Source organism: Streptomyces sp. NPDC004126 (assembly GCF_050275515.1).
Taxonomy (GTDB): Bacteria; Actinomycetota; Actinomycetes; order Streptomycetales; family Streptomycetaceae; genus Streptomyces.
Map to the genome: position 1 here is coordinate 1 of NZ_JBNNPF010000060.1, position 14,548 is coordinate 14,548.

The 14,548-nt window shown below is 77.1% G+C and carries 11 protein-coding genes; 5 read left to right on the plus strand and 6 right to left on the minus strand.

The window, feature by feature from the left end:
• Positions 1-88: 88 nt before the first annotated feature.
• Positions 89-520: a hypothetical protein gene (locus ACQKM2_RS35005; protein WP_427716994.1), complete on the minus strand. Its 432-nt coding sequence runs from the start codon at positions 518-520 to the stop codon at positions 89-91.
• Between the two features lie 345 nt (positions 521-865).
• Between ACQKM2_RS35005 and ACQKM2_RS35010 the strand changes: the two genes are divergently transcribed.
• The 3 genes from ACQKM2_RS35010 to ACQKM2_RS35020 all read left to right on the plus strand — a co-directional run bounded on the left by ACQKM2_RS35010 (position 866) and on the right by ACQKM2_RS35020 (position 7,142).
• Positions 866-4,141 (plus strand): BTAD domain-containing putative transcriptional regulator, encoded by a 3,276-nt coding sequence (locus ACQKM2_RS35010; RefSeq protein ID WP_427716996.1) that lies wholly within the window; start codon positions 866-868, stop codon positions 4,139-4,141.
• A gap of 110 nt (positions 4,142-4,251) precedes the next feature.
• On the plus strand, positions 4,252-5,817 hold the full coding sequence (locus ACQKM2_RS35015) for an FAD-binding oxidoreductase (protein ID WP_427716998.1): 1,566 nt from the start codon (positions 4,252-4,254) through the stop codon (positions 5,815-5,817).
• A 44-nt stretch (positions 5,818-5,861) separates the two neighbouring features.
• Positions 5,862-7,142 carry a hypothetical protein gene (locus ACQKM2_RS35020; protein WP_427716999.1) on the plus strand — a complete coding sequence of 427 codons (1,281 nt, stop codon included), beginning with the start codon at positions 5,862-5,864 and terminating at the stop codon, positions 7,140-7,142.
• Here the strand turns inward: ACQKM2_RS35020 and ACQKM2_RS35025 are convergent.
• Positions 7,096-7,506, minus strand: coding sequence for a hypothetical protein (locus tag ACQKM2_RS35025; RefSeq protein ID WP_427717000.1), 411 nt, complete (start codon positions 7,504-7,506; stop codon positions 7,096-7,098). The genes ACQKM2_RS35020 and ACQKM2_RS35025 overlap by 47 nt on opposite strands.
• Positions 7,507-7,591: 85 nt before the next feature.
• Here ACQKM2_RS35025 and ACQKM2_RS35030 point away from each other — a divergent pair, with 85 nt between their 5' ends.
• Both ACQKM2_RS35030 and ACQKM2_RS35035 read left to right on the plus strand, forming a co-directional pair.
• Positions 7,592-8,986: a sensor histidine kinase gene (locus ACQKM2_RS35030; RefSeq protein WP_427717002.1), complete on the plus strand. Its 1,395-nt coding sequence runs from the start codon at positions 7,592-7,594 to the stop codon at positions 8,984-8,986.
• Complete coding sequence (locus tag ACQKM2_RS35035; RefSeq protein ID WP_427717003.1) at positions 8,983-9,663, plus strand: response regulator; 681 nt, start codon at positions 8,983-8,985, stop codon at positions 9,661-9,663. Before ACQKM2_RS35030 ends, ACQKM2_RS35035 begins: the two co-directional genes overlap by 4 nt.
• 71 nt (positions 9,664-9,734) lie before the next feature.
• On the opposite strand, the gene ACQKM2_RS35040 is transcribed toward ACQKM2_RS35035, so the two are convergent.
• The 4 genes from ACQKM2_RS35040 to ACQKM2_RS35055 all read right to left on the minus strand — a co-directional run bounded on the left by ACQKM2_RS35040 (position 9,735) and on the right by ACQKM2_RS35055 (position 14,388).
• Positions 9,735-11,081 (minus strand): glycosyltransferase family 2 protein, encoded by a 1,347-nt coding sequence (locus ACQKM2_RS35040; protein WP_427717004.1) that lies wholly within the window; start codon positions 11,079-11,081, stop codon positions 9,735-9,737.
• 11 nt (positions 11,082-11,092) lie between these two features.
• On the minus strand, positions 11,093-12,253 hold the full coding sequence (gene wecB, locus ACQKM2_RS35045) for a non-hydrolyzing UDP-N-acetylglucosamine 2-epimerase (RefSeq protein WP_427717006.1): 1,161 nt from the start codon (positions 12,251-12,253) through the stop codon (positions 11,093-11,095).
• 252 nt (positions 12,254-12,505) lie between these two features.
• The gene (locus ACQKM2_RS35050; protein WP_427717007.1) at positions 12,506-13,216 is read right to left on the minus strand and encodes a response regulator transcription factor; all 711 of its coding nucleotides are present in this window, start codon (positions 13,214-13,216) and stop codon (positions 12,506-12,508) included.
• The gene (locus ACQKM2_RS35055) at positions 13,213-14,388 is read right to left on the minus strand and encodes an ATP-binding protein (RefSeq protein WP_427717009.1); all 1,176 of its coding nucleotides are present in this window, start codon (positions 14,386-14,388) and stop codon (positions 13,213-13,215) included. Before ACQKM2_RS35055 ends, ACQKM2_RS35050 begins: the two co-directional genes overlap by 4 nt.
• Between the last annotated feature and the right edge of the window lie 160 nt (positions 14,389-14,548).

A 14,548-nucleotide genomic window follows, 5' to 3' on the forward strand; every position in this document is an offset into this window, starting at 1 on the left:
TCGCCGGGCGCGGGGGGGGGGGGGGGGGGGCCGGGCGGGCCCGCGCAGGTGCAGCTCCGCGGGCCGCCCGGTGCCTTCGGGAGGGCGGTCAGCTCTGCCAGCCGGTCCAGCTGCCGCTGTTCAGGCGGTGCCGGAACCAGCGCTCGCCGTCCATGCCCACGACGGAGATCGTCGGGTTCCAGCTGTTGTTGCCCTCGATGCGGACGCCGCTGCGGACCGTGCCGCCCATCGACTCCCAGCCGGACCAGCCGCCGCCCGTGTTGCTGTAGCGGGTCCACACCGCGAAGTCGGTGCCGACGATGAAGACCTGCCGCGTCCCGTTCGGGAAGGTCTGCCAGGCCTCCCCGTACTCGCAGATGTAGTCGCCGCCGAGGCCGGACACGTGGCAGTAGCCGGCCGCGGCCTGGTTCTGGCCCGGCGCCGGGGCCGGGGCGGCCGACGCCGCACCGGTCAGCGCGACGCCCGCCAGGGCGAGGGTGGAGGCCGCGAGGGCCGAGGCACGGACGATGGATAAGCCCATGGAAGTGACTCCCTGTTTTCCCAGTCGTCTTCGGAGGATGCCGGGCGGGCCACACCGGGCACCCGCGCCTCCACGGGGCGGTGAGGACGGGTGCCGCGGTGCGGGCCTCCCCCGGCGGACAGAAGCGTTCCAGCGCCCGCAAACGCGGCCCTAACGCCGGGCTAAGGAGGCGCCGCCGCCCCCTTGCGTCACACTGTCGTCCGGGTGTCCGTCCGCACGTCGTCGCAGGTGCGGGCGGTGCGGGGCGGTTTTCACGGGCCGGTGGCGATTGGCCGGGATCCCCCTCATCCACCGAAATACCGAGACATATGCTCGGTCGGGGAAAAGCAGATGGAAGGGGCATGCATGCGGTTCCGCGTGCTGGGGACGGTCTCCGCGGTGGCGGAGTGCGGGAGGCCCGTGCACTTGGGCCCCGCCAAGCGGCGCAGCCTGCTGGCGATGCTCCTGTTGCGGCCCAACGCGGCCGTCGGCGTGGACCGGCTGACCCGGGCGCTGTGGGACGAGGACCCGCCCCGGCACTCCCGGACGGTGCTGCAGGGCCACGTCTCGCGGCTGCGGGCCCTGCTCGCCGAGCACGGCGCCGCCGCCCACGGGGTCGAACTCCTCACCCAGGGGCCGGCGTACGCGCTGCGGCTGCCCGAGTCCCTGGTGGACGCCCACCACTTCGAGCGGTTGCAGCAGGAGGCCCGGGAACAGCACGAACCGGCCGACGCGGTACGGCTGCTGCGGGAGGCGCTCGCGCTGTGGGAGGGGCCCGCGCTGGGCGGGACCGTGGGCGGGCCCCTGCTGGAGGCCGCCGCGCACGGGCTGGACGAGCTGCGGCTGGCCGCCGTGGAGGAGCTGGCCGGGGCGCACTCGCTGCTGGGCGAGCACTCCGCGGCGGCGGCCCTGCTGCGGCCGGAGGCCGTGCTGCACCCGCTGCGGGAGCCGCTGATCGCCGCGCTGATGCTGGCGCTGGGCCGGTCGGGCCGGCAGTCGGACGCCCTGGACTGGTACCACCGCACGCGGGAACTGCTCGCCGAGCAGCTGGGTGTCGACCCCGGAGCGGTGCTCGCGGACGCGTACACCGCTCTCCTGCGGGCCGGCGAACCCTTGCGCTCCGCGACGGCCCCCGTGACCCTGGCCGCCGGGGCGGCCGCCTGGCTGTCCGGGCGGCCCGCCGGGCCCGGCACGGAACCCGGCGGGCCCGGCTCCGCCCCCGGACCGGCCGCAGCGGCCGGGACGCCCGGGGTGGCAGGCATGCCCGGGGCAGTTGGAACGCCCGGGGCCGTAGGGGCCACGGGTGCCGGCGGGGTGCCGGGGGGCCTTGGGGCCGCGGGGGCCGCAGGGGCCGCCGGGGCCGCCGGGGCCGCAGGTACCCCCGAGGTCGCGGGTACCCCCGAGGTCGCGGGTACCTCCGCGGCCACAGGCGCCCCCGGCGCCACGGGTGCCTCCGGGACCGCAGGAACCCACGGAACCGCTGGAGCCACCGGGGTCACAGGAGCCGCCGGAGCCACGGGTGCTGCCGACGCCACGGGTGCCGCAGCGACCCCCGGCGCCACCGGTGCCGCCGGGATCGCAGGAACCCACGGAACTGCTGGAGCCGCCGGAGCCACCAGGGTCGAAGGAACGCCCGGAGCCACCGGTGCTGCCGGGACCGCAGGGATCCCCGGCGTCACCGGAGCCGCCGGAAGCGCCGGGAACCTCGGGGCCGCCGGGGCCGCCTGGGGGCCCGGGGCCGGGTACGGGGAGGCGTTCGGGGGTGGCCGTACCGGGAACGGCCCGCAGTTGCTGCCGCGGCGGCCCGGCGGTTTCACGGGGCGCGCCGGCGAGCTGGCGGCGCTCGACGGGGCCGCGGCCGCCGACCCGGGCCCCGTCGTCATGCTCACCGGCAGCGCCGGCGTCGGGAAGACCGCGCTGGCCCTGCACTGGGCGCACCGGCGCCGCGCGGACTTCCCCGACGGCCGGCTCTTCGCCGACCTCCACGGCTACAGCCCCATCCCGGTCCGGGACACCACCTCCGTGCTGCGCGAGTTCCTGCTCGCGCTCGGCCTCCCGGCCGAGCGGATGCCCGACTCCCCGCAGGCCCTCGGCGCCCGCTACCGGGAGCTGACCTCCGGGCGCCGGATGCTGGTCGTGCTCGACAACGCCCGCGACTCCGCGCAGGTGCGGCCGCTGCTGCCCGGCGGCGACGACTGCGTCACCCTCGTCACCAGCCGCAGCCGGCTCGGCGAGCTGGTGGTGTCCGACGCCGCCCGCCCGGTACCGGTGCGCGAGCTGCCCGCCGCGCAGTCCGCCGAGCTGCTCGCCGCCGTACTCGGCCCGGAGCTGATCGCGGCCGAGCCGGAGGCCGCCGCTCGCCTGGCCGGGCTGTGCGACGGCCTACCGCTGGCGCTGCGCGTGGCGGCGGCGCGGCTCGCCACCCGCCCGCACCAGGGGCTGGCCGCCTTCGCGGGCGAACTCGCCGACGAGCACACCCGGCTGGACCTGCTGAACGTGGGGAGCACCGGCGTCGCCGCCGCGCTCCGCCTCACGCTGCAGCACCTGCCGGAGCCGGCCCGGCGGATGTTCCACCAGCTGGGGCCGCACACCGGGGCCGCCCTCGACGTGCGCACCGCCGCCGCGCTCGGCGGGTGCCTGCCCAGCCAGGCCGCCGCCGCGCTGGACCAGCTGGCCGCCGCCCAGCTGGTGGTGGAGGCGGGACCGCAGTCCTACGTGCTGCACGACCTGGTCCGGCTCTACGCCCGCAGCCTGTCGCCGGGGCACGACCCGGAGGGGCTGCTGCGGCTGCTCGACCACTGGCTGCGCACGCTCCTCGCGGCCTGCGCCACCGCCGAGCCGGGCAGCGAGCCCTGCTGCGCACTGCCCGACGGGGCCCGGCAGGCCGCCCCGGTGCGGCCGTTCGCCGACCGCACGGACGCCCTGGCCTGGCTGTCCGCCGAGCGGGAGGCGCTGCGCGGCGCGGTCGAGGCGGCCGTCGCCGCCGGACTGCACGACCGGGCCTGGCGGCTGGTGCTGCTCCAGTGGCCGCTGATCGTGTGGCAGGTCCGGGACGGCTGGGCGCCCCTGCTCGAACAGGCGCTGGCCAGTGCCGAGGCCGACGGCGACCCCGGCGCGCAGTCGCGCGCCCGGGCCCTGCTCGGCTGGGTGCTGTCCGAGGAGGGCCGCCCCGAGGAGGCCCTCGCGCAGCTGGAGCTGGCGCCGGACCTCGCGGCCCTGGCGGGCGACGCCAACGCGGAGGCCATCGCCCGGATCAACCTCGCCGTCGCGCTCCTGCGGGCGGGCGAACGCGCCCGGCCCGCGGAGCTGCTGGGCGCGGCGCTCGTGCTGGCCGACCGGGCGGGTCGGCCTGACACGGCGGCTCTGGCCCACCAGCACCTCACGGAGCACCTGCTGACCGTGGGCGCGCCCGAGGCGGCCGCCGACCACGCGGTCCGCGGCCTGGCGCTGGCCGCCCCGCCGGCGGCGGCGCCCCGGCGGGTGGTGCTGCGCACCCTGTACGGCGAGGCGCTGGCCGCGACGGGCCGCAGGGGCGAGGCGGTGCGCCAGCTCGACGACGCCGTCCGGGAGGCGCGGGCCCATGCGTACGAGGAGGGCGAGAGCGCGGCACGTGCGGCGCTGGCCGCGTTGACGGAACGTTAAAGCCGATCGGGGGCCGCCCGCCCGCGCGGCCGTGGTCCGTTCGGGCGGGAAGCTGCGCCCGGCGGGCCCGCCTGCTCGGCGATCGGGCCCGGCGGTGGCAGGAAGGAGGGATGAGCCTTCCACGCCGCCGGGTCCTCGCGAGTACGGCAGCCGCGGTGCTCGCCGCCACCGGGACGGGCGCGCGGGCGGACGGCGCACGGGCCGTCGGGACGCGGCCGGGTGCGCGTGCCGCGGGCGGGTCGGGGCCCGACTTCGGGGCGCTCGGCCGCGCGATGGACGGCCGGCTGGTCCTGCCGGGGGAAGCGGACTACGCGGAGGCCCGGCAGCTTTTCCAGCCCCGCTACGACGCCGTCGCACCCGCGGCGGTGGCCTATCCCGCGCACGCCGGGGACGTGGCCGTCTGCCTCGACTTCGCCCGCCGCTCCGGCGCCGCGGTGGTGCCGCGGGGCGGCGGCCACAGCTACGCCGGGTGGTCGACGCGCGCGGGCGGCCTGGTGGTGGACACCGGGGCGATGGCCGCGGTGGCCGTCGGGGACGGCGAGGTGCGGGTCGGCGCCGGGGCCCGGCTCGCGGAGGTGCACGCCGCCCTCGCCGCGCGCGGCCAGGGCGTCCCGGCCGGGCTGTGCCCCTCCGTCGGCATCGCGGGGCTGGCCCTCGGCGGCGGGCTCGGGCTGGGCTCACGGGCGTACGGGACCACCTCGGACCGGCTCGCGGGCGCCCGCGTCGTCACCCCGGACGGAGTGGTCCGCGAGGTAGGCGCCGACCGGGACCCCGACCTGTACTGGGCGCTGCGCGGCGGCGGGGGCGGCAACTTCGGCGTGGTCACCGAGCTCCGGCTGCGCACCCATCCGGTCGGGGACGCCGCGTACGCCGAACTGCACTGGCCCGCCGGGGACTCCGCGGCGGTGGTGCGGGGCTGGCAGCGGTGGCTGGGCGGGCTGCCGGACCCGTTCTGGAGCCAGGTGGAGTTCACCGTGGAGGCCGGTCGGGACGCGGTCCCCTCCTTCCGCGCGGTGTGCCTGGACGGACGGGCGGAGCTGGAGCGGGAACTGGCCCGGCTGACCGCCCTGGTGGGCCGGGAGCCGCGGGACAGCTGGTTCGCCGTACGCGGTTACGGGGCCACCGTGCGGGCCATGGCCGGCTGCGCGGACCGCGGCGCCGAGGAGTGCCGGCTGCCGGGACGGCTGCCGGGCCGGGATCCGCGGGGGCGTCTGGGCCGGGACTCGTACGCGGCCCGCTCCGACTTCTGGGGCGGCGGGGGCCTGCCGGAGGGCGCGGTGGCGGCGGTGCTGGCCGCGATCGGGCGGTACGGGCGCGAGGTGCCGGGCGGCGGGTTCGGGGTGGTCCAGTTCGACGGGGTGTGCGGCGGGGCCGTCAACCGGGTGCCCGCCGCGGCCACCGCGTTCGTGCACCGGGACAGTGCCTTCCTGGCCCAGTACCTCGCGTACTGGCCCCGTTCGGCGACGGCCGCCGAGGTGCTGCGGCACCAGGGCTGGCTCGACGGGCTGTGGCGCGACCTGCGGCCGTGGGCGGGCGGCCGCGCCTACCAGAACTACGCCGACCCGGGACTCGCCGGCTGGCGCGAGGCCTACTACGGGTCCAACCTCTCCCGCCTGGAGGGGATCAGGCGGACCTACGACCCGGGCAGGCTGTTCCGCTTCCCCCAGGCCGTCTAGGGGGTGTTGTGGATCAGGCCGGTCACGACAGGAGCGAGCGAGACATGCGACGTTTGTTGACGGTGGTGACGGCGGCCGCCGCGGCGGCCGCCGCCCTGATGCTGCCGGGCGGGGCGCTGCCCGTCGCGCGGACGGAGCGGGCCGAGGCGGCCTCCGAGCACTGGTCGGCGCGGGAGGCCACGGCCTTCTGGACGGAGGACCGGATGGCCTCCGCCCTGCCCGTACCCGGGACGGAACCGGCCCCGGACGCCGTCCCGGCCTCCGACCCCGTGCCGGTGGCGGCCGGTCCTGCGACCCCGGGGCCGTCCCCGGCGACGGCCCCGTCCCCGTCCCCGGCGGCCGATCCGGCCGGTCCGGCCCGTCCGGAGGCGCCGGCCGCACCGGCCTCCCCCGATGCCGCCGCGCCCGCACCCGACGCGGCCGTGCCCGTTCCCGTTCCCGGGGTACCCGACGCCGCCGTCCCCGGCCCGGCGTCCGCCACGCCCGCGCCGGCGGTGCCGGAACCGGCGCCGCCGACCGGGTCCGCCGCGCCCGTACCGGCGCCCGTACCCGTACCGGCGCCCGCGCCGAGCGGGTCCGACAAGGCGGCGGTGCCGGCCGCGAACGGCGTCGGACAGGACTTCGACGGCATCCCGGTCGTCGGCCGGATGTTCGTCATGCAGGGCAGCGGCGCCTACTTCTGCACCGCCAGCGTGGTCTCCTCCCCCAGCCGCGACATGGTGCTCAGCGCCGCGCACTGCCTGCTCGGCACGGACACCCGCCAGGTGGCCTTCGTACCGCAGTACACGCGCGCGAAACCGCGCCCGTACGGGCTCTTCCCGGTGCTGCGGGACGCGGCGGGCCGCTCGAAGGTGTGGATCGCCCCCCGGTACCGCACGGACGGGCCCGACCGGGCGGCCACCCTCGACGTGGCCTTCGCCCAGGTCGGGCCGGGCTCCGACGGCCTCCCGGTGGAGGACGTCGTCGGCGGGAACCGGCTCGTCACCGGGGCCGCCTTCAACCACCCCAAGGTCACCCTGATCGGCCATCCGGCGGCGGCCGCCCGCCCGCGCACGTGCGTGAACAAGACGACCAAGTTCACCAGCGCCGACCCGAAGAGCCCGGGGTCCTTCCTGCGGATCGACTGCACCGGCTATCCGGGCGGGACCAGCGGCGGCCCCTTCCTGGCCCGCTACGACGCGCAGACGATGACCGGGGACGTCGTCGGGGTGATCGGCGGCTGGAAGACGGGCGGGCCGACCGCGGACACCTCGTACAGCTCCTACTTCGGCGCGGAGATCAGGAAGCTGTACCAGACGGCGGTTGCCGGGGCACTGGTGCAGTGACCATGACCCGCTCCCAGCGGGTGCGGCGCGGGTTGCCGACCGTACGGGGCGTCGCCGGGACGCCCGCGGCGGTCAGCGGGTCGGCCGGGGCGAGCGCGAGCTGGCGGCGCAGGTCCGCCAGGGCGGCGTGCACCGGGGCGAGGATCACCTCGGCGCGCGGGTGGCTGTACGCGAGGGCGTGCGCGGTGGTCTCGATGGTCTCGGCGGCGTCCTCGGCGGCGGTCCGGCTCCACCCGCCGGGCCACCCTCCGGTTCCTCCGCCGCTCCAGGGCGCGACGGCGTCGTAGAGGTGGCAGGCGGCGTCGGCCGCGGCGTCGGCCCGTTCACCGACGCCCGGCCCCGCGATGGTCGGCAGCAGCTCCATGCCCGCTCAACGAGCGGGATGCGCCGGGGGAACGAGACCGTCGCGGATCCCGGTCGGCGGCGCGTGCGCATAGGCTGGCGGGATCATGGGCCTGAGAGTGCGCAAGCCTGCCGGCGGGCGAAAGCCGGACGCGGGGGCGGCGACGGCCGGCACGGCCCGCGAGCCGCGGCCGCCCGGCGGGTGGGACCGGTTCGCCATGGCGTTGCGGACGCCGGCGCGGGCGGGCGAGCCGCTGCTGGCGCGGGCGCCCGGGGCGTGGCTGCGGATGCTGCCCTTCGCCGTGGCGGGCGTCTTCGTGGTGTCGCTGCTGCCGGTGACGATCGCGGTGCTGACCAACGACTACGGGATGGGCGGCGGCCTGGCCGGGGCGCTGGGCGTGGCGCAGACGGTGCCGCTGCTGCTGGCGGTGTCGCGTCCGGTGGCGGCCTGGGGCGTGGTGCTGCTCGCGGACGTCCTGGGTGCGGTGCTGCTGACCGGGGCGGACCGGGTGGCCGGGCACGCCTGGCCGTGGACGCCGATGGTGGTGGTCGGGTACCTGGTGCTGATGGTGTGCCTGGGGCTGCGCGAGCCGGTGCGGACGCTGGTCCGGGTGGGGCTGGCGACGGGTGCGGCCGGGGTGGTGCTCGGCTTCTTCGCGCCGGCCGGGGTGACGAACACCGTGGCGCTGCTGTTCGTGCTGAGCGGCTGCGTGCTGGCGGTGACGGGCGCGCTGCGGGGGCTGGGAGACGCGCGGCAGCGCGTGGCCGAGCAGGAGAGCATCAGCGAGGCGGAGCGGGCCCGGCGCACCCTGCTGGAGGAACGGGCGCGGATCGCCCGGGAGTTGCACGACGTGGTGGCCCACCACATGTCGGTGATCACGGTGCAGGCGGACTCCGCGCCGTACCGGCTGCCCGGCATGGAGGAGCCGGTGCGGGAGGAGTTCGCGGCCATCGCGGCCAGTGCGCGCGAGTCGCTGGGCGAGATGCGGCGGCTGCTGACGGTGCTGCGGGGCGACTCGGGCTCCGGCGGCGCGGACGGGGACCGGGCGCCGCAGCCGGGCATCGCACGGATCCAGCAGCTGGTGGAGGCGACGGTGCGGGCGGGGCAGCCGGTGGAGTGCTCGCTGGCCGCCGCTCTGGCGGACGCGCCGGTGCCGCCGGCCGTGGACCTGTCGGCGTACCGGATCGTGCAGGAGGCCCTCGCCAACGTGGTGCGGCACGCCCCGGGCGCGCAGGCCCGCGTGTCGGTGACGTACTCCGCGGAGGACGGGGAGGTGCTGGTGCTGGTCGTCAACGGCCCGGCCCGGGACGCGGTGGTGGGGCTGGAGCGTTCCGGGACGGGGCACGGGCTGGTGGGGATGCGCGAACGCGTACGGTTGACCGGCGGGACCCTGGACGCGGGCCCGCTGCCCGACGGCGGTTTCCGGGTGGCCGCCCGGCTCCCGCTCGACCCGCCCGACCCGCCCGATCCCGTCGACTCCCCTACCGAGGAGCCCAGTTGACCATTCGCGTGATCATCGTCGACGACCAGGCCATGGTCCGGGCGGGGTTCGCCGCGCTGCTGTCGGCGCAGGCCGACATCGACGTGGTGGGCGAGGCCGCCGACGGCCGCCAGGGGATCCTGGTCTCGCGCACGGTGCACCCCGACGTGGTGCTGATGGACGTACGGATGCCGGAGCTGGACGGGCTCTCCGCGGCCCGCGAGCTGCTGGACCCGCCGCCGGGGGTGACGCACCGGCCGAAGGTGCTGATGCTGACCACCTTCGACATCGACGACTACGTGTACGAGGCGCTGCGCGCGGGCGCGTCCGGGTTCCTGCTCAAGGACGCCCCGCCGGCGGACCTGATCGCGGCGGTCCGGGTGGTCGCCTCGGGCGAGGCGCTGCTCGCGCCGTCGGTGACGCGCAGGCTGATCGCGGACTTCGTACGGCAGCGGCCGGCCCCGCGCAAGGATCCGGCGCTGCGGCTGAACGGGCTGACGCCGCGCGAGACGGAGGTGCTGGAGCTGATCGCGCGGGGGCTGTCGAACCAGGAGATCGCCGCCCACCTGGTCCTGGCGGAGCAGACGGTGAAGACGCACATCGGCCGGGTCCTCGGGAAACTGGACCTCCGCGACCGGGCGCAGGCGGTGATCTTCGCGTACGAGGCGGGCCTGGTCCGCCCGGGCGACGCCGCCTAGCCGGGATCCGTCCGGCCGATCGTGGTGGTGGGCGGGTCGCGTAGGCGTTCGCGTTCGCGTTCGGACGGTGCCTAGTGCTCCAGGGCGACCGGGCCGGTGGTGGCAGGGTCGGCGTTGCGGCGGGTCTTGGACCAGCCGGTGCGGCCCCGGAGGATGCGGACGAAGGCGCGGGCGGACACGGGGAAGAGGTGGTAGGCGTACAGCCACAGGGCGACGCCCCACAGGAGCGCCCGGGTCCGGGAGGCGTCGGGGGCGAAGTCCCGGCGGTAGACCGGCCCCCACAGCAGGAAGGGCACCACCGAGAGCACCGCCAGGCCGAGCGCCAGGGGCCACCAGGCGAGGGCGCCCGTGAAGCCGTTCAGGGCGAGGACGGCCAGCAGGACCGCGGAGAGCACCAGGGAGAAGAGGTGCGCCAGCGGCTGGCCGAAGGTGTAGAGGGTCTCCAGGACGCCGCTGCCGGTGTAGTGGCGGGAGGAGAGGATGCGCGGGGCGTAGCGGACGCACTGCAGGTTGCCCTGGGCCCAGCGGGTGCGCTGGGTGAGCAGGCGCCGGGCGTGCGGCAGGCCTTCCTGCGAGACCCAGGTGTCGGCCACGTGGCTGATCCGGTGGCCGGTGAGGATCATGTGGAGGCCGAGCTCGTAGTCCTCCAGCAGGGCGGCCTCGCGCCAGGGGCGGCGTTCGGCCTCGGCGATCCGGTCCAGCGCGGACAGCCGGGTGAACTGGCCGTTGCCGCCGAGGCCGACGGATCCGGTGCGGGCGCGCAGCAGCTGCATGCCGGCGTTGGAGACGGCGAACTCCATGTCCTGGACGCGGACCAGCAGGCGGGCGAGGGCGTTCGCGGCGCGGCCGCGGTCCGGCAGCGGCCGCGGGTCGTCAACGTTGCGCATCCGCACGCTGACCTGTACTCCCCCGGTGTCCGGGTGGCCGAACCCCTGGGGGCCGCTGACCAGGGACGGGGCGGCGGGGTCGAGCCGGCCGTCGGCGTCGACGACGCAGACGACGACGCGCTCCCGGTCGGCGCCGGGGCCGAGCAGCGCGCCGAGTTCGCGGTACGCGGCGTTGAGTGCGGCGCCCTTGCCGGTGCGGGCCTCCGGCCGGACGCGGCTCACCAGGTGCAGCCGTACGTCGTCCTCGGCGAGCGCGGCGACGATGGCGCCGGTGCGGTCGTCGCTGGCGTCGTCGACCACCCACACGTGCGCGTACGGGAAGTCGGCGCGGAGCCTGGCGACGGTGGCGGCGACCACGGCCTCCTCGTCGCGGCAGGGGACGAAGAAGTGCCAGTCGAAGGCGGCCGGGTCGCCCGGTTCGGTCTCCGGCCGGTTGCGGTAGGCGTGCCGGGATCCGGCGGCGTAGAGGAGGAAGCCGGCGAGGAGGAGGAAGGGGAAGAGGAACAGGAGGAGGTGGTCGGTGTGCGGCACGGGGCGGGTCCTCAGGCGGCGACGGGCGCGGGAGCGGCGGGCGCGGATGCGGGGTCGGCGGGCGCGGCGGGGAGGGCCGTGCGGGCCAGCAGGCCGGCGATGCGCCGCGAGGCCAGGCCGTCTCCGAAGGGGCTCGGCAGCGCGGCGAGCCGCTCGCGCAGGGCCCGGCCCTGGTCGAGCCGCTCGCGGGCGGCGGCGCCGAGCTCCGGGCCGGGCCGTACCAGGGTCGCGAAGTCGGCCATGGCCTCGGGGCGCTCGGTGGAGTTGCGGACCACGACCAGCGGGCGGCCCAGTACGGTCGCCTCCTCCTGCACCCCGCCGGAGTCGGAGACCAGCAGGGCCGCGTGCCGGGCCAGCCCCAGGAACTGCGCGTAGCCCAGCGGCGCGGTGACCCGCAGTGCGTCCAGGGCCCCGGCCAGGCCCGCGGCCTCGATCCGGGCCCGGGTGCGGGGGTGCAGCGGGAGGACGACGGGCAGGGTCCGGGCCAGGCCGGCCAGTTCGCCGAGCACGGCGCGCAGCGCGGCCGGGTCGTCGGTGTTCTCGGGCCGGTGCACGGTGGCCAGCACGTACCCGTCCGGGCGCACGCCGAGCGGGGCGAGCAGGGCGTCACGGGCCCGCGCACCGGGCAGGTGGGCGCGGACGGCCTCGACGACCGTGTTGCCGGTGAGTTCGATCCGGTCGGCGGGCAGGCCCTCGGCCAGGAGGTTCTCCCGGTTCTCAGGGGTCGCCGCGCACAGGACGTCGGCGAGCCGGTCGATCAGCACCCGGTTGTGCTCCTCCGGCATGGCGCGGTCGTGGCTGCGCAGCCCCGCCTCGACGTGGACGAGGGGCAGGTCGCGGGCGTTGGCGGCGAGGGCGCCGGCCAGGGCCGCGTTGGTGTCGCCCTGGACGACGACCGCGCGGGGCCGGTGCCGGGTGAAGAGCGCGTCGAGCTGGGCGAGGCCGGCCGAGATCTGCACGGCGCGCGGCCGGCCGCCGATGCCCGTCAGGTACGTCGGCTCGGGGAGGCCCAGTTCGCTCAGGAAGCGGCCGGACATGTCCTCGTCGTAGTGCTGCCCCGTGTGCACGAGCCGGGCGGCGGGGCCGAGCAGCCGGCACAGTTCGGTGAGCTTCACCAGTTCGGGACGGGTCCCGAGGACGACGGCGATGCTGCGCGGGGGCAGGCCGGTCATGCGGAGGCTCCTTGCGGCCGGACGGGGCGGGGACACCCCGGAGCGTGGGGAGCGGGGGTTGCCGCGGGCCGCCGCACCGGTTGCCGGACGGTTGCGATCACGGACGGCGGGGCAGCTCGGGACTTTCGGCCCGCCCCCGGCGGGGCTTGCGTCCCCGCCGGGGGCGGGCCCTACGTCCCGGGCCTCGGGAACGGGGACCGGACGCAACGGGAACGGGACGCAAGGGGAACGGGAACCGGAACGGGAACGGCCTCAAGGCCTCTCGTCGCGTTCGCCGCGCCCGTCGCCCTGGTAGCGGTAGCCGAGTCCGCGCACCGCCTCGATGGGGTCCTCGGCGTGGCGGCCGGCGGCCTGCTGGATCTTGCGCCGGACCCGCAGCACGGCGAACTTGACCCGGTCCCGGCCCAGTCCCGCCGGGTCGTCCCACACCTGGACGAGCAGCTGGTCCGTGGTGACGACCCGGCCCCGGTTGCGTACGAGCGTCTGCAGCAGCCGGTACTCGATGTCGCTGAGGCGGACCTCGGCGCCGTGCCAGAGGACGGCGCGGCGCTCGGGGACCAGGTGCAGTGCGGAGTCCTGCCGGTCCCCGGACCAGCCCGGGCGTCCGGCGCGGCGCAGGAGGGCCTCGATCCGGGCGAGCAGCTCCTCCTGCCCGAAGGGTTTGGGCAGGTAGTCGTCGGCACCGGCACGCAGCCCCCGCACCCGGTCCGCCTCCGCCCCGCGGGCGGTGAGCAGCAGGACCGGGAGGTCGGTCAGGTCCCGGGTGCGTTCCAGGACCTGCCAGCCGTCGAGCTCCGGCAGGCCGATGTCGAGGAGCATCAGGTCCGGGCGGTCCGCGAACAGGCGGCGCAGGGCCTCCCTGCCGTCGGCGGCGTGCCGGACCTCGTACCCGGCGCGGCCGAGGAGGGCGCGCAGGGCGGTGGCGAGGTCGGGGTCGTCCTCGACGAGGAGGATCCGGGTCACGGGGCGACGGCGTCGGTGTCGGAGCCGGGGGCGTCGGCGGGTGCCGGGCGCGCGCCGGCGACGGGCAGCCGCACGGTGAACACGGCTCCGCCTTGCTCCCCGCCCGGGGCGTCGGCGACGGTCAGGTCGCCGCCGTGGCGCCGTACGATGTCGCGGCTCAGCGCCAGGCCGAGGCCGGTCCCGGCGTATCCGCCGCTCTCGGCGTTGGGCGCGCGGACGAAGCCGGAGAAGATCTCCTCCCGGTAGTCCGCGGGCACGCCGATGCCGGTGTCGGCCACCTCCACGGTCCAGTGGTCGCCGTCGACGGCCGAGGTGACGGTGACGGTGCCGCCGGGCGGGGTGAACTTGGCGGCGTTCTCCAGCAGGTTGGCGAGGACGTGTTCGAGGCGGAGCTCGTCGCCGTGGAGGGGCGGGCCCGGGGCCGCGTCGAGGACGACGAACACGCCGGCGGCCTCGGTGGTCGCGATCCGGTCCAGGACGGCGTGGGTGAGCATGCGCGGTACGTCGACCGGGCCGAATTCCAGGTTCAGCTGGGGGGCGCGCATCACGGTGGTCTCCATCAGGGTGGTGATCACGCGTTCCATGCGGCGGGCGTTGCGGTGGACGGCGTCGAGGAACTCCCGCTGCTCCGCGGTGAGCGGGCCGGAGACCGGGTCGGCCAGCAGCTCGCAGAAGCTGATGACGGAGGCGAGCGGGGTGCGCAGGCTGTGCGAGGCGAGGGCGACGAACTCGTTGCGCTGGCCGGCCAGTTCGGCGAGGGTCCGGTTGTCCCGTTCGAGGGCGTGGGCCCGGCGCTTCTCCTCGGTGACGTCCTCGGCGGTCCACAGGGAGCCGAGCAGGTTGCGGTCGGCGTCGTAGAGGGGCTCGACGTCGCGGCGGATGACGCGGCCGTCCGTCAGGGGGATCTCGGCGGTCCGGTGGACCCGGCGGGCGGCGATCGCGTGCGCGGTGTCGACCACCCAGGCGGGGCGTTCGGCGAAGGTGGCGCAGACCGCCTCGACCACGGGGCCGAGGGGGGCGCCGGGGGTGTGGGCGACGCCCGCGGCGTCGAGGCCGAACATCTCGGTGAAGCGGCGGTTGACGGCGATCACCTGCTCGTCCCCGCCCTGGACGATGGCGGCGCGCGGCAGCGCCTCCAGGACGGCCTGCACCTGGGCCGGGGCGGTGTGCACCCCGCCACGGTACGCCGGGACCCGGGACGGGGCGGTGAGGACACCCCCGGGGGGCGCGGCTGCGCGACCGCTCGACCGCTCGACCGCTCGACCAGGGCGGCGCTGGCGGCCGATAAAGCAGCATAGGCCCCATTCCTTCCAGTTGGCGGCGGGGGTGTCC

Bases quoted from the DNA above. Each gene is read 5' to 3' on its own strand.
- ACQKM2_RS35005 (WP_427716994.1), bottom strand. From the start codon at position 520: ATGGGCTTATCCATCGTCCGTGCCTCGGCCCTCGCGGCCTCCACCCTC.
- ACQKM2_RS35010 (WP_427716996.1), top strand. From the start codon at position 866: ATGCGGTTCCGCGTGCTGGGGACGGTCTCCGCGGTGGCGGAGTGCGGG.
- ACQKM2_RS35015 (WP_427716998.1), top strand. From the start codon at position 4,252: ATGAGCCTTCCACGCCGCCGGGTCCTCGCGAGTACGGCAGCCGCGGTG.
- ACQKM2_RS35020 (WP_427716999.1), top strand. From the start codon at position 5,862: ATGCGACGTTTGTTGACGGTGGTGACGGCGGCCGCCGCGGCGGCCGCC.
- ACQKM2_RS35025 (WP_427717000.1), bottom strand. From the start codon at position 7,506: ATGGAGCTGCTGCCGACCATCGCGGGGCCGGGCGTCGGTGAACGGGCC.
- ACQKM2_RS35030 (WP_427717002.1), top strand. From the start codon at position 7,592: ATGGGCCTGAGAGTGCGCAAGCCTGCCGGCGGGCGAAAGCCGGACGCG.
- wecB (WP_427717006.1), bottom strand. From the start codon at position 12,253: ATGACCGGCCTGCCCCCGCGCAGCATCGCCGTCGTCCTCGGGACCCGT.